This window comes from Sphaerospermopsis sp. FACHB-1194, from assembly GCF_014696235.1.
GTDB classification, from domain to species: Bacteria; Cyanobacteriota; Cyanobacteriia; order Cyanobacteriales; family Nostocaceae; genus Sphaerospermopsis; species Sphaerospermopsis kisseleviana.
Genome location: NZ_JACJPU010000009.1, coordinates 50859 through 64265, shown reverse-complemented (window position 1 = coordinate 64265; position 13407 = coordinate 50859). Strand labels below are relative to the sequence as shown.

Here is a 13407-nt window from a genome sequence, read left to right as displayed (position 1 = left end):
TAGGGGTATTTATTTATGTTTAATAAAACTGACACTGCTCAGACTGGTGATCCCAATAAAAAAGCATCTATTAAGACATTATCGCCCATGACAGATAAGAGAAAAGAAGTTAAAGAAGTTGTTGAACAGGAACATATAACAACTACTCATAAGTATTTTGGGAAAAATATAATTAATAAATATTTACAGCAAGTGAAATTAAGAACAAAAGCATTAATTTTTACCATTGCTATCAGTACCTTGCCAGTATTGGGAATTGGCATAATTGCTTATAGCTTTGGTAGCAATGTGATTAGTAAGCAAATTATCAAAACTCAAGAAAATAAATTAATTAGTTTAGGTGATATTATTAATCTGTTTCTGTTGGCAAGATATGGAGATATTCAAATTCTCTCAACTTTGCCATTTTTGACTAATGCTGAAGTTAGTAAAAGTACCACTCTTGCCGAAAAACAAACAGTATTAAATCGGTTCATTACAGCTTATCAAGGTTATGATCATCTGGCGGTTTTTGACTTGAATGGAAGAGTGATTATTCAATCTCAAGGTGCAACCAGTAGTCAGGAACAAAACTTGAAATATTTTCAAGATGTTATACAAAAGAATAGTCCTGTTATTAGTCAACCAGAAAGATTACAAAATAATGTAGTAGTGATTTATATTGCTGCTCCTGTGAAAGATGTAGCTACAGGAAAAGTGATTGCTGTAGTGAGAACACGCATATCCATGCAAGGGTTAATAGAAGCAATAAAAGATCAGGTAGATAATAACAAAGATTATTATTTAGTTGATCATGAGGGGAAATTTTTTCTCAGTCTTCAGAGGGAGTTATTAGGTCAAAAAGCTACAGTAATATATCCTGGTTTAGCTGACTTGCTGAACAGTGAAAATGTGGAAAATTCTACAGGAGTGCGAACCATTCATCAAACGCCACAATTGGTTAGTTATGCACCGCTAAAAAAATTAGAAGGTTTACCGGATCTCAAGTGGCAATTAATTCTGGCTGAAAATGCTGGAATTGCTTTTGAACCGCAAAGACAATTTCTCAAGCTGATTGTTAATATCACAACATTAATAGCATTAGTGATGACATTGCTGGTTGCTTGGTTAGCAAAGAGTATCATCAAGCAAAATTCGGCTGAATTAGTAGCAGTAGAAAACCTCACTAATAAAATTGAGACTCCTCTGGAAGATCAGAAAATTGCCGAATTACCTGAAGAATTACCTGCTGATGGTAAAGATTATATTCAGGTGAATCAAGAATCTATCAAAGAATCTATATCTAAAGAATCTATATCTGAGGAACAAAAGCAGCAAAAAGATACTCTGCATTTACAACTTTTGCAATTAATTAGTCAGGTAAAAAATGCGACTAGAGGTGATTTAAAAGTACAGGCGAAGGTGCAAGATGGGGAAATTGGTACTATTGCTAATGTGTTCAATTCTATTTTAGAAAGCCTCCGAGATATTGTTACCCAAGTCAAACAGAATGCTAGTGAAATTAATAGAGATATTGGCTCAAATCAAGACTATATCAAATACTTAGCAGAGTCAGCAACTACACAAATTGAAGAAATAAACCGCACCTTAGCAACTGTTGAGCAAATGACTAATTCTATCCAAGCTTTAGCAGATGGCGCTCAAGAAATTACTGCTATTGCTAATCATGCTAACCACAATGCTAACAAAAGTGGAAAAGCAATGGATTTGACAGTAGAAAATATTTTATCTTTGCAAGAAACTGTGGGTGAAACTGCCAAAAAAGTTAGGCATTTGGGAGAATCTTCTCAACAAATTTCTCGCGTGGTGTCTTTAATTAACCAAATTGCGATTCAAACTAATTTGTTGGCGATTAATGCAGGTATTGAAGCGGCACGTGCAGGAGAAGAAGGTCAAGGTTTTGCTGTTGTTGCGGAAGAGGTAGGGGAATTAGCAACACGCAGTGCGGCTGCTACTCAAGAAATTGAGCAAATTGTCGAGCAAATTAAACGAGATACAGATGAAGTTGTGAAAGCTATGGAGGTGGGGACAAATCAGGTGATTCAAAGTACGCAAATTGCCGCAGATGCGAAGCAGAGTTTAAGCGAAATTGTAGATATTTCCCAACAAATAGATGCTTTTGTTAAGTCAATTGCTACTGCTTCAGTTTCTCAAGTAGAAACATCACAGGTGATTAACCAATTAATGAAAAATGTGCTGGCTATTTCACAAAGCAATAGCGAGTCTTGCCGACACATTTCTACATCTTTACAAAAAACTGCGGAGATTTCCCAGCAATTAGAACAAAAGGTTGAGACTTTTAAAGTCAATTAATTTAAAAAATAAATAAGGAAAAATAATCTATGACTACAGATAAAGAACTAGAAATTCAAATGCAGTTTTTGGAGGAAGCAACTGATTATTTGAATACCTTAGAAAGTATCGTACTGAAAATAGATACAAGTAAACATCTAGATGTAGATACGATTAATGCTGCTATGCGAGCTGCCCATTCTATTAAAGGTGGTGCGGCGATGATGGGTTTTAAAGTTTTGAGTAATTTGGCTCATCGTTTGGAAGATTCTTTTAAGGTTTTAAAAACTCGGAAAAAATCTTTAAAAATTGATACTCATTTACAGAGTTTATTGTTATCTGGAGTTGATTGGTTACGGCAAATTGTAGAATTATTATCAGATAGAAAATCTCTAGATGATAAATGGTTAAGAACTTTTTGTTATCCGATGTTTGATGAACTGCATGAGCGTTTGGGTGATCCTTCTCCAGAGGATATTACTACCATGCTCTCACCAGAAGATGGTCAAGAAATTATTCCTTTGCTGTTTGAAACGGAAGTAGAAGAATGTCTGCAAACTTTAGAACAAACTTTAGAACAAACTTTAGAATCTTTATCAGCAAATAGTTCTACAAATGATTTATATTCACAAGTAGAAGTGATGGCTACAGAGTTTGGTGGTTTGGGTGAAATGTTGGAGTTACCTGCTTTTACTCAGCTTTGTGATTCAGTGCGTGAACATTTAGCAAATCATCCCGATCGCTGTGTGGAAATTTCTCAGTTAGCATTGCAAGCATGGAGGCGATCGCAAGCTTTAGTATTAACAAATCAACGGGATAGAATACCAGCAAATATTGAGCTAGGTGAGTTAGGGGAAGTAGTTGTTAATCCTATTCCCCCACAGGTTAATACTAGCAATATCCCTACAGAAAATCAAGAGAATACCTTAGTAACAGAATTAGTAGCAGAAGTAGTAATTCCTGATTTTGCAGATTTAGAAATAGAATTACCCCCAGAAATAAATGCTGTCGAGTTTCCTGATCCAAATGTAGCATTTACTCAAGAAAATACATCCTTAGACTATAAACATATTGAACGCAAAAGCGAAATCATTGGAGTTACTAAAGATAAAGAAATTCATGAAAATACAGTTAGAGTTCCTAGTAAACAATTAGAAGAAATTAATGATTTATTTGGGGAAATTATCATACAGCGTAATGGTTTAAATTCCCAATTAGAAAGATTACGTAAATTGGTTTTAGGACTAGGCCAACGAGTGCAAACTTTGCATCAAGAAAATCAACAAGTGCGTGCAGTTTATGAAAAAATCATTAGCGAAGATGTAAATTCTGGAGTATCAACATCAGCAGAGACGATGAGAGAAACAGAAACATTAAATCGCTATCAAAAATTAAACTTGCTTTCTCAGGATGTTATGGAAACTATTGTTCAGGTAGCAGAAGTTGCCAGTGATATTCAACTCAGTATTGATGATACAGATCAAATTGCTCGGAAGTTGAATAAAACATCTAAGCAAGTCCAGAGAAAATTAACGCAAGTGCGAATGCGTCCTTTATCTGATTTAGTTGAACGTTTTCCCAGAGCAATTAGAGATTTAAATGTTGAATATGGTAAAAATGTTCAATTAAAAATTGAAGGGGGGAAAACCTTAATTGAACGTAGTATTTTAGAAGCTTTGAATGAACCTTTAATGCACTTGTTACGTAATGCTTTTGATCATGGAATTGAAGATCCTGCTACCCGTCGGAGTTTAGGAAAACCAGAACAAGGATTGATAGAAATTAAAGGATTTCATCGCAGCGATCGCACAATTATTACTATCAGTGATGATGGTAGAGGTATTTCTATAGAAAAAATTCGTCAACGTGCTGTAGCTATGGGTTTGGATACCACATTAATAGCTACTGCGAGTGAAGATGAACTATTATCACTAATTTTTGAACCTGGTTTTACCACTTCTGAAAAAGTGACAGCTTTATCTGGCCGTGGTGTGGGAATGGATGTAGTTCGCAATAACTTACAATCAGTTCGGGGTGATATTCAAGTTGATACACAAGCAGGAATTGGTACAACTTTTACTTTATCAGTGCCATTTACTCTTTCAGTTGCAAGAGTTTTATTAGTAGAAAGCGATACTGCCACCAGTCCACATCATCGCATGGTTTTAGCATTTCCTACAGATGTAGTTGCGGAAATCTTTTTATTAGATAATAAGCAAGTTTTTTCAATGGATGGTGGAGAATTTCTCAAATGGCAAGATACCATGTTACCTTTAATGCGTTTGGGTAATTATTTTGAATTTAATTGTTCTCACTATCATCATTTAGAAATAGAAAGTCCGACGGGAATAAATGCTAGTAGTGTGTTAATTATCAAACATGATCATCAACCAATAGCTGTACAAATAGATCGTTGTTGGGGTGAACAAGAAGTAGCAATTCGTCAAGTGGAAGGAAATATACCTTTACCTGATGGTTTTAGTAACTGTACAATGCTTGGTGATGGTCGAGTAGTACCATTAGTAAATACTAATGAATTAGTATCTTGGGTAACAAACAATCAACGTCCTCATAAAACTAATCAATTACCTACCACTAAATTAAAAACAGCTTTTCTCAAACCACAAAAACCGAAACCCATAGCTAGACCTACTCATCAAAAAGGCATGATTTTAATTGTCGATGACTCCATTAATGTACGACGTTATTTAGCCTTAACTTTGGAAAAAGGAGGGTATCAGGTTGAACAAGCTAAAGATGGTCAAGATGCTTGGGAAAAGTTAGAAAGTGGGTTAAAAGTGCAAGCAGTAATTTGTGATATTGAAATGCCCCGTCTTGATGGTTATAGCTTTTTAGAACGGGTAAAATCTCATGTTGATTTAAAAAGTATTCCCGTTGCCATGTTGACTTCTCGTAGTAGTAATAAACATCGTCAACTAGCAATGCAGTTAGGAGCGCGGGCGTATTTTTCTAAACCTTATAATGAACAAGATTTATTGAGAACATTAGAAGATATGATTTTTAGAATAACAGAAACAGATAATAATTGAAAGCTACCGGACTTCTTAAAGAAGTCCGGTATCTGAGTATTAGGATTCAATATTAAAGAGGTTATTCAGTTTTGGGTTTATCTTAAGAACCTGTTTCTTCGTTAGTTCCTTCAGCGGAGACTTCTTCTTTCTTCTTCTCCTGTTGTTGTTCTGCTTGTTGAACTTGTTGCAGGTGAATATTATTTACTTGGTTAATAAATAATTCGACTGCTTGACTTACTCTTTGTTGTTGTTCTGCTTCTCCAGAAACATCATAACAACGGTAAGCTGGTGTAATTCCCAAGACAAATTTTTCTTGTTCTGCTTCTAACAATTCAACAGTTGCGTTAGCTGCAACCCAATTTTTTTGAAATGGGAAAGAGGTGACAATACTAGCGACAATGGAAGCTACGGCCGGACAAATGACTGGTAGCCATTTCAGCCAAGGTTGTCCGGTTTCTAACTTATCCACCAATACTAAAATTGGGGTGACACCAGACAAAATTACAGTAGAAATTTGCAGGATATAGTAAAGATTTCTTGCTAAATTTCTAGTGCTTTTGTAATCATCAATCAAATCTTGGCAATACTCTAAAGCTTTGGCTCTGGCAGGAACTATGGTATTGTTTTCCAAGGAATTACTATTCTGTAATAAAGAGGTGTATAGTTCAGCTTTTTTTGCTAGTTCTGCTTTTTGAGCTTCTTTTCTAGCATTATTAACTGAGTTTCTGTTGAGGAGAAACAAAAAAATTGCAATAGCTAAAGCTCCAACTCCAGCTAGTACATACTGTTGATTACTAGAATCGAAATAAATGATGAAAGCCGCACTGATAAAAACAGCTGCTAATAGATAATCAATCAGCTTTAAGAACAAGAGCATTTTTTCACCTGGCGAAGAAAATGGATGGAATGTATAAGCATTTTCTAACTCAATTAAAAATTGAGTGAAAAGCCTGAAAATAGGTCATTTTGCAAACAATTAATTATCTTACACCAAAGTAGCATTAAATACAAGGTTGTCATCCGGCTAGTTAACAAAAATAAAAATATTTTGATGAAAAATTTAAAGTTTTGTAAAATCCATACATTTGATTTATACCTTTGTAAGTATTCAGCAATCTTCCATCGGTTTTCATCAACAAGAGGTTGAAAAAACAAATTAAAATATTCATGAAGTAATTGCACATATTTTTAAACTGTGAGAAAGAAAACCATTAATATCATGGTGATAGTCAGAGCAAAAATTAAAGCATATTCAAATCTACGACTAAAAAATCCGATAATAGTGATTAATCCTACTAATAAAATGGCAATACCAATATATTGTTCTTTTTGCAAATTTTTAGCGATTAATGAATCATTAGATCCGGAAGGAGTTTCTTCAATATTATTAGTTTTTCGTGTTGAGTATTGATATGAATTTATCTCATGCAGAGACGCAGAGACACAGAGAGTATGAATTGTTAAAATTTGCTGTTTTGTAATTTTCATAAATCCTGTATTCTTGCCAGATATAGATGATAGAGAAAAAATGTAAATATTTAGACTAATTGCCTTATAATGTTTGGGTATTATTAGGTGACAGTAAAACCGCTTATTTATAATAGTGAAGAAGAATTTACCATTGGCGGCAGCAAAATTATACACAGTTGGTAGGGGTATATTAAAAATTGAAAATTGATCTTCTCAAAATATTTCCTCGTTCCCAGTCTCAGACTGTGAATGCTATCAAGAGTCTCTGACTATTTTGTAACATTTTCGTGATATTGATCAAGGTAGAGCCTTGAGAATTCATTCCCATACAGAGTATGGGAACGAGAAATGAGAAAATGAGAAAGAAAAAATTACTCAATCAATTTTTTATCTATCATTAGTTATATTTCCATCAGCAACATCACTACTAAAAATTGCCTAAAATTTCCCTCCCAGTATGAGATATAAACTATAGTATATATCGCTAGAAGTCAGTCATCAGCAAGAGGAAAAATAGTCAAATTACGTCTAATGTTGTGAATAGATATTCAAAAAAATGGACATAGAATATGCCTCTTTACAAACTAGAAGAATTTGATCCAAACTATAGAGAAACCTTTGGCGGAGATGATATTAAAACCTTGAATCTCTATACCGAAGGAGGAACAGAAGTAGGTGCAGTTGCTGATGCTTTAGTCGATGAAAATGGCAGGTTTAGATATTTAGTGATTGATACAAGTTTAGATACTGTTGGCAAGAAAATATTACTACCCATTGGACTAGCTCGCATCAATTATCCCGCTGGGCGTGTCTATGTCGATGGACTGAGCAAACAGCAAGTAGAACACTTACCAGAGTACCGGGAAAACATCATTGTTGATCAATCATTTGAAGAATTGGTACGCTCTATCTATCGTTCTCACCTTGGTACCATAACTTATGAACTGGAAACTTACAACTACGAACAAGAACCAACTTTATATGGTTTAAATGAGCAATATCATCAAACTCTCAGACTTTATGAAGAACGTCTAATTGCTAACAAACATCGTGTGAAAACAGGAGAAGTAGCAGTTGGTAAACACATTGAAACTGAAACTGCACGGGTGACAGTACCTATTGAAAAAGAACGCGTTGTTATTGATAGAGTTCAAACACCAGAGATAGGTACAATAGTAGACCCCAACGAAATCAAATTTCAAGCAGGGGAAGTAGCACATATAGATGTTTATCAAGAAACTCCAGAAATTCATAAAGAAGCATTTGTTCGTGAAGAGGTGCGAGTCAGAAAAGTAGTAGATCGGGATATTGTGGAAGCAGAAGACACGATTCGCCGGGAAGAATTAGATATTGATACCTCCGGTGAATTAAATATCAATGAAAATCGTGTATAAATTCATGAATCAGGAATCAGGAGATAGTAGGGGTTTAGATCCCCGACTTCTTCAAGAAGTCCGGGATCTGGGTATTGGGTATTTTTCATTTCCACCAAATATCTGACTTTTGATAATTAGATTTTCTGGCGATTCATTCGTGAGAAAGATGGAAATATCAGCATCAATTAATATTCTTGAAGGTAAGAAATTCAGAAACACTATTAACCGTTGAGGAAAAATATAATGGTTCTTTACAAATTAGAAGATTTTGACCCTCAGTACCGCACTACTTTTGAAGACAAAGACATTAAGGGATTAGGAGTATATACAGAAAGAAATGATGAAAAAATCGGTACAGTCCATGATGCGTTAGTTGATGAAAATGGACATTTTCGCTATTTAGTAGTTGACTTAGGCTTCTGGATTTTTGGTAAAAAAGTTTTACTACCTATTGGTCGTACTCGCATCGACTATAATAATGATCGCGTTTATGCTCTTGGTTTAACAAAAGAACAGGCAGAAGATTTACCTGAATTTAACGAACGTTTAGCAGGAGATTACGACTATGAAGAACGGGTGCGTGGTGTATATCGTAAACCCGACTATCGCACCACACCGCTAGAAGCATCAGGTTCAGTAGAATCACCAACGCCCGTAGATTCCAGAGAAGTAGCAACAACCTCTACAGCCAGAACTACACCCAATTACACCCGTGATACCTACCGCTACGAACATGAACCGGAGTTATTTGGATTAAATGAGCAAGATCATCAAACTCTAAAACTGTATCAAGAACGGCTTATTGCTAATAAACATCGCCGCAAAGTGGGGGATGTAACTGTTGGTAAGCACGTAGAAACTGAAACTGCACGAGTATCAGTACCCGTTGAAAGAGAACACGTTGTTATTGAGCGTGTCACCCCTGAAAATGCTGGTAGAACAGTTTCTTCCCGTGAAGCTGACTTCCATGAAGGTGAAGTTGCTCGCATGGAAATCCACGAAGAAATCCCGGAAGTTAGAAAAGAGGCTTTTGTGCGGGAAGAAGTGAGAGTGAAAAAAGTCGTTGAGCAAGATACTGTGGAAACTCAAGACACAGTTCGTCGGGAAGAGTTAGATGTGAATGCTCCTAATCTCCCGATTGAAGAACGATAATTAGTAAGTATTCAGGAGTCAGGATTTAGGATTCAGGATTCAGGAGTTAGAATAATTGTAAAATCAGGAATCAAGAGATTCAAGATTTTATCAAATACATCAAGATAATCAAAGTTTTAATTTATTCTGGATCTGGATTTTGAATTTTGAATCCTTCTATCTTAACTATTGAAATAATATTGATTGTATTTAATGAACCACGTTATGCAAAGCATTTCCCGAAGGGTAGACACGAAGGACACGAAGGAAGAAAAGATTATCCCTCTCTTGGAAGAAAGGTTGTTTGTTGATCATAATAAACAAAAGGTAGGAGAGGTGATTGTTCGTAAGGAAATCGAAACTGAGATGATCCAAGTTCCTGTGAGACGGGAAAAATTAATTGTTGAACAAGTTAGTCCACAACACCAACAATTAGCAGAAATTGATTTAAGTCACGGGGAGATTCCTGGTATTGAGTTAATAAATGAGGAAATATCAAAAGATTCTAGTTTGGATAGAGGTTTAACGGTGAGTGGAGAGTTTATTTCCCCAAAAATTGCTAGTTTGCTTTTAAATGCGATCGCTCAAGAAAAAGATCATGGTTGTCAACAAGTCAAAATCACAATTTCTGTAGAAAATCAATCCCAACAGCAAAAGTATCAAGAATGGTTTAACCGTTGTTCTCATTCTTCTCATATTTAATTTTATGGTGGGTATTACCCACCTTTTTAATTAATTAATTAACTAATTAACTAATTAATTAATAATTAAAAATATCAATCAATTATCAATTATCAATTATCAATTAATTGGTGTATATCTTTGACGATTATAGATTGCAAAAGCTAAAACTACAAACGTGAATATTCCTGCTAAATATAAAGGATAGCCATAAGTTAACGGCTGAGATTGCTGTACAATCATTCCCGCAATTACAGGACCAATACCATTAGAAATACTTAAATAAGAAGCATTCAATCCTAATGCAGTTCCCTGATCTTCTGGTTTAGCATTGAGAGAAATTAATGTGCTAATCATCGGTTGCACCAGAGAATTGAAGATTGAAAATAATATACCAACTACGACAAAATAATTAATATTAGCCCAAATTGGCATCAAGAAAAATGACAAACTGCGGAAAAACAAACCTAAAAATAATATTTTGACGACATCAAATTTTTCTTTTAGTATAGAAATTCCCCAAGTTTGCATAATCACGCCTAGCGTACCAAAAGTTAAAAATAAAAGAGTCAATGATTGACTATTTTGATTTAGCACTTTAATAAAGTAAGGTTGAAAAGCATAAGTAAACATTGTAAAAGTTGTACCAATCAGAAAGTTAATTAATAGTAAAATGCCCACTCCTGGCATTACTAAACCTTTAATTAAATTTCCTAAACCTAAATCAAAAATGTTTTTAGGTTTTTGAGATTGTTTTTGCAGAGTTTCTGGTAAAAATAAAGCTGTTATTAATAAAGCGATAAACGCCACTGCACCAGAAGCTAAAAACGCAGTCCCTAAAGAAATCTGCTGTGCCAACAAACTGATAGCAGGTCCTAAAACAAACCCTAATCCCATCGCCGCCCCATAAATACCAAAAGCTTGGGCGCGATTTTTTGGACTGGTAATATCAGAAATCACAGCTTGAGCAACAGAAACATTACCACCTGTAATACCATCTAAAAATCTGGCAAAAAATAGCAACCAGGCTACTGTCGCATTGCCAGCTATAAAGTTAGCAATTACAGTACCTGCTAAACTGATAATTAATAAAGGCTTACGTCCAAATCTATCAGATAATTTACCAATTACTGGAGTTGCGAAAAACTGAGATATTGAGTAAATAGAAAATAATAAACTGGTGTGAAAATCACTCAGTTCAAATTGTTTACCATAGAGGTAAATAATAGGAATTAAAATTGTCAAACTGAGGGAATTAACAAAGACAATTAAAGCAGTGATCCAAAAATGACGATTCATAAATAAGTAAGAATTCAGGAGTCAGGAGTCGTAGGGGCGAAGCATTCGGAAAATAACCTGGAACAAAAATTGATAATTGTTCGCCCGAATGCTTCGCCCTTACAGGAGTCAGGAGTCAGGAGGCAGAAGGCAGAAGGCAGGAGGCAGAAGGTAGGAGATAGATATTTTTGCCCAGTCACCAGTCACCAGTCCCCAGTCACCTTAAAACCGCCCATCCTCAAGAGACAGGCGGTTATTTAATGTTGCTTATTAAACAGAAAAACGTATCAGGTTGTCATTACAATGAAGAACCGATTCCAGCGTAGGCTCCATAAAAGAAAATACCTACAACAGTAATTACACCCAACCCTGCGATTGTAGCCACAACCCACAGGGGAATTCTCCCACTTCCAGACATGGTTTTCTCCTCCCTTAACAACAAATCAACAGAAAGTTAATAATGATGACGATTCCAGTTAGTTAAAGAAGTAACTGGAGAACAAAATACCGAGAACGAAAATTAATAACAGTCCCAGGTACAAAGAAGTACGGTTTAGTTCAACAGGTTGTTGATTAGGATTAGGCGTTCTTTCCATGATTTGCTCCTAACGTTGAATAAACTGCATTGCTGCGATCGCACCTAAAAAGAAGACAGTAGGTACGCCTAAAGTGTGAACCGCCAGCCATCTGACAGTAAAAATAGGATAAGTAACAGGTTGATTGACGTTATTGCCGGTAGCCATGATCTCAAATTACTTTTGGATAAATGTTTCTACTTGTTTCTTAGCTTCGTAACGGTTGCTAACGATGGGTACTTCTTGACGTACTTGAGTGAAATACTCGTTAGGACGGGGTGTACCAAAAACATCGTAAGCCAGACCGGTGCTGACAAATAACCAACCAGCAATAAATAAAGCTGGGATGGTGATGCTGTGAATTACCCAGTAACGAATACTGGTAACAATGTCCGAAAATGGACGCTCTCCAGTGGTACCTGACATTTAACTACCTTCGCAAAAACTACTATTGAGTCTATTATCCTACAAAGTTTAGAAACAGTTACAAGTTGCAACTTTCTTCTCAGAAAAGGTTATCACCTAAGCGGCCTCAGCTTGATTGGCTGTTTCTGCATTGGTGGGGTTATATTTGAGCAAAACGCCGTGATCACCGATGATAAAACCTTGATCGGGGCTAAAAAATACAATTTTGTACAGATTAGCAGCGACTTCTTCCACATCACGGTCTTTTTCCCAAGTTTGGCCACCGTCGGTACTGCGTAGCAAGTTACCGCTACCACCACCAATCCAAATTTCATCAGGTGTGCGATAGGCTAAATCTAATAAACCCCAGCTAGTTGATAACTCTGGATATTCTACATCTAACCATTCATCTGATTTAGCTGGATCACTAAATTGCACTTGACCACCTCTTGCTAATAACCACAACTGGCCGTTATCAGCAAAACCCATATTTTCTAAACGACGGGAACTATTACGGTTATGGGGTTCCCAAGCTGCCATTCCTGGTTCCCAAACAGAGTAAAAACTACCTTTCGCAGAAACAGCAATATATTTACCATCGGGCGATCGCTCTAAGTTCCGCACCACACCCACAGCAGTTTCTACCTGTGCTTTCCAGTTTAGACCACCATCGGTAGTTTTATAAATCGCGCCCACATCAGTGGCCATTTCGGCTGTACCTTCACCCAGTGCAGTCACCAAAATGGGACTACCGGGTAATTTTTGACTCAAAGGTAAGCTAGACCAAGATTTCCCACCATCACTGGTATGCAGCAACAAAGAAGGTTCACCCACGATCCAACCTTCTTGACCGGCAAAACTTACCGAGTCAAAACGGGATCTTAGCTCATCCACAGCCAGTTCTAAACGTTGCCAAGTTCTACCACCATCTTTAGTTTCCAACAGAGTGGCATTACTGCCTACTAAATAACCATGATTGGGGTCATCAGTAAAAGCAATATCAAACAGTTTTTCCTCGGTTGGTACACTGATAACTTCCCAAGGATTAAAAGTTGTAGAGGGAACTTTGCTACAACCTATACAAGCTAAGACTACTATTAACGCGGCAAATATACCTTGCCACCTTTTGAAAATTGATTGCATCAGTATTTTTTAGTGTTTGTTTGA

14 protein-coding genes are annotated in these 13407 nt (G+C 36.1%); 6 read left to right on the top strand and 8 right to left on the bottom strand.

The window, feature by feature from the left end:
* Nucleotides 1-15: 15 nt before the first annotated feature.
* Nucleotides 16-2313, top strand: a complete 2298-nt coding sequence (locus tag H6F45_RS07780; RefSeq protein WP_190346894.1) for a methyl-accepting chemotaxis protein — start codon at nucleotides 16-18, stop codon at nucleotides 2311-2313.
* Between the two features lie 29 nt (nucleotides 2314-2342).
* Nucleotides 2343-5342, top strand: a complete 3000-nt coding sequence (locus H6F45_RS07775) for a hybrid sensor histidine kinase/response regulator (RefSeq protein ID WP_190346893.1) — start codon at nucleotides 2343-2345, stop codon at nucleotides 5340-5342.
* An 82-nt stretch (nucleotides 5343-5424) separates the two neighbouring features.
* Here H6F45_RS07775 and H6F45_RS07770 read toward each other — a convergent pair whose 3' ends face one another.
* Complete coding sequence (locus H6F45_RS07770; RefSeq protein ID WP_137668454.1) at nucleotides 5425-6201, bottom strand: DUF4231 domain-containing protein; 777 nt, start codon at nucleotides 6199-6201, stop codon at nucleotides 5425-5427.
* Between the two features lie 311 nt (nucleotides 6202-6512).
* Entirely contained in the window at nucleotides 6513-6812 is a 300-nt protein-coding gene (locus H6F45_RS07765) for a hypothetical protein (RefSeq protein WP_242027307.1), read from the bottom strand.
* A gap of 551 nt (nucleotides 6813-7363) precedes the next feature.
* Here H6F45_RS07765 and H6F45_RS07760 point away from each other — a divergent pair.
* The 3 genes from H6F45_RS07760 (at nucleotide 7364) to H6F45_RS07750 (ending at nucleotide 10003) form a co-directional block, all read left to right on the top strand.
* The gene (locus H6F45_RS07760) at nucleotides 7364-8188 is read left to right on the top strand and encodes a DUF2382 domain-containing protein (RefSeq protein WP_137668453.1); all 825 of its coding nucleotides are present in this window, start codon (nucleotides 7364-7366) and stop codon (nucleotides 8186-8188) included.
* Between the two features lie 225 nt (nucleotides 8189-8413).
* Nucleotides 8414-9322: a DUF2382 domain-containing protein gene (locus H6F45_RS07755; RefSeq protein WP_137668452.1), complete on the top strand. Its 909-nt coding sequence runs from the start codon at nucleotides 8414-8416 to the stop codon at nucleotides 9320-9322.
* 192 nt (nucleotides 9323-9514) lie between these two features.
* Nucleotides 9515-10003: a DUF2382 domain-containing protein gene (locus H6F45_RS07750; RefSeq protein WP_190346892.1), complete on the top strand. Its 489-nt coding sequence runs from the start codon at nucleotides 9515-9517 to the stop codon at nucleotides 10001-10003.
* Between the two features lie 99 nt (nucleotides 10004-10102).
* Here H6F45_RS07750 and H6F45_RS07745 read toward each other — a convergent pair whose 3' ends face one another.
* Nucleotides 10103-11281 carry an MFS transporter gene (locus H6F45_RS07745; RefSeq protein WP_096570963.1) on the bottom strand — a complete coding sequence of 393 codons (1179 nt, stop codon included), beginning with the start codon at nucleotides 11279-11281 and terminating at the stop codon, nucleotides 10103-10105.
* A 69-nt stretch (nucleotides 11282-11350) separates the two neighbouring features.
* Here H6F45_RS07745 and H6F45_RS07740 point away from each other — a divergent pair, with 69 nt between their 5' ends.
* Nucleotides 11351-11521, top strand: coding sequence for a hypothetical protein (locus H6F45_RS07740; protein ID WP_190346891.1), 171 nt, complete (start codon nucleotides 11351-11353; stop codon nucleotides 11519-11521).
* A 37-nt stretch (nucleotides 11522-11558) separates the two neighbouring features.
* Here the strand turns inward: H6F45_RS07740 and H6F45_RS07735 are convergent, their stop codons facing one another.
* The 5 genes from H6F45_RS07735 to H6F45_RS07715 form a co-directional block, all read right to left on the bottom strand.
* Nucleotides 11559-11678, bottom strand: coding sequence for a photosystem II reaction center protein J (locus tag H6F45_RS07735; RefSeq protein WP_013190555.1), 120 nt, complete (start codon nucleotides 11676-11678; stop codon nucleotides 11559-11561).
* 58 nt (nucleotides 11679-11736) lie between these two features.
* Entirely contained in the window at nucleotides 11737-11856 is a 120-nt protein-coding gene (locus H6F45_RS07730) for a photosystem II reaction center protein L (RefSeq protein WP_197704893.1), read from the bottom strand.
* Between the two features lie 9 nt (nucleotides 11857-11865).
* Nucleotides 11866-12003: a cytochrome b559 subunit beta gene (gene psbF / locus H6F45_RS07725; RefSeq protein ID WP_096570965.1), complete on the bottom strand. Its 138-nt coding sequence runs from the start codon at nucleotides 12001-12003 to the stop codon at nucleotides 11866-11868.
* A 9-nt stretch (nucleotides 12004-12012) separates the two neighbouring features.
* The gene (gene psbE, locus H6F45_RS07720) at nucleotides 12013-12261 is read right to left on the bottom strand and encodes a cytochrome b559 subunit alpha (RefSeq protein WP_096570967.1); all 249 of its coding nucleotides are present in this window, start codon (nucleotides 12259-12261) and stop codon (nucleotides 12013-12015) included.
* Nucleotides 12262-12357: 96 nt separating this feature from the next.
* Nucleotides 12358-13383 carry a photosynthesis system II assembly factor Ycf48 gene (locus H6F45_RS07715; protein ID WP_137668670.1) on the bottom strand — a complete coding sequence of 342 codons (1026 nt, stop codon included), beginning with the start codon at nucleotides 13381-13383 and terminating at the stop codon, nucleotides 12358-12360.
* Nucleotides 13384-13407 lie beyond the last annotated feature (24 nt).

Coding starts and splice junctions, on each gene's coding strand:
- H6F45_RS07780 (WP_190346894.1), top strand. CDS start 16: ATGTTTAATAAAACTGACACTGCTCAGACTGGTGATCCCAATAAAAAA.
- H6F45_RS07760 (WP_137668453.1), top strand. CDS start 7,364: ATGCCTCTTTACAAACTAGAAGAATTTGATCCAAACTATAGAGAAACC.
- H6F45_RS07775 (WP_190346893.1), top strand. CDS start 2,343: ATGACTACAGATAAAGAACTAGAAATTCAAATGCAGTTTTTGGAGGAA.
- psbE (WP_096570967.1), bottom strand. CDS start 12,261: ATGTCAGGTACCACTGGAGAGCGTCCATTTTCGGACATTGTTACCAGT.
- H6F45_RS07770 (WP_137668454.1), bottom strand. CDS start 6,201: ATGCTCTTGTTCTTAAAGCTGATTGATTATCTATTAGCAGCTGTTTTT.
- psbF (WP_096570965.1), bottom strand. CDS start 12,003: ATGGCTACCGGCAATAACGTCAATCAACCTGTTACTTATCCTATTTTT.
- H6F45_RS07765 (WP_242027307.1), bottom strand. CDS start 6,812: ATGAAAATTACAAAACAGCAAATTTTAACAATTCATACTCTCTGTGTC.
- H6F45_RS07735 (WP_013190555.1), bottom strand. CDS start 11,678: ATGTCTGGAAGTGGGAGAATTCCCCTGTGGGTTGTGGCTACAATCGCA.
- H6F45_RS07730 (WP_197704893.1), bottom strand. CDS start 11,856: ATGGAAAGAACGCCTAATCCTAATCAACAACCTGTTGAACTAAACCGT.
- H6F45_RS07745 (WP_096570963.1), bottom strand. CDS start 11,281: ATGAATCGTCATTTTTGGATCACTGCTTTAATTGTCTTTGTTAATTCC.
- H6F45_RS07715 (WP_137668670.1), bottom strand. CDS start 13,383: ATGCAATCAATTTTCAAAAGGTGGCAAGGTATATTTGCCGCGTTAATA.
- H6F45_RS07750 (WP_190346892.1), top strand. CDS start 9,515: ATGAACCACGTTATGCAAAGCATTTCCCGAAGGGTAGACACGAAGGAC.
- H6F45_RS07755 (WP_137668452.1), top strand. CDS start 8,414: ATGGTTCTTTACAAATTAGAAGATTTTGACCCTCAGTACCGCACTACT.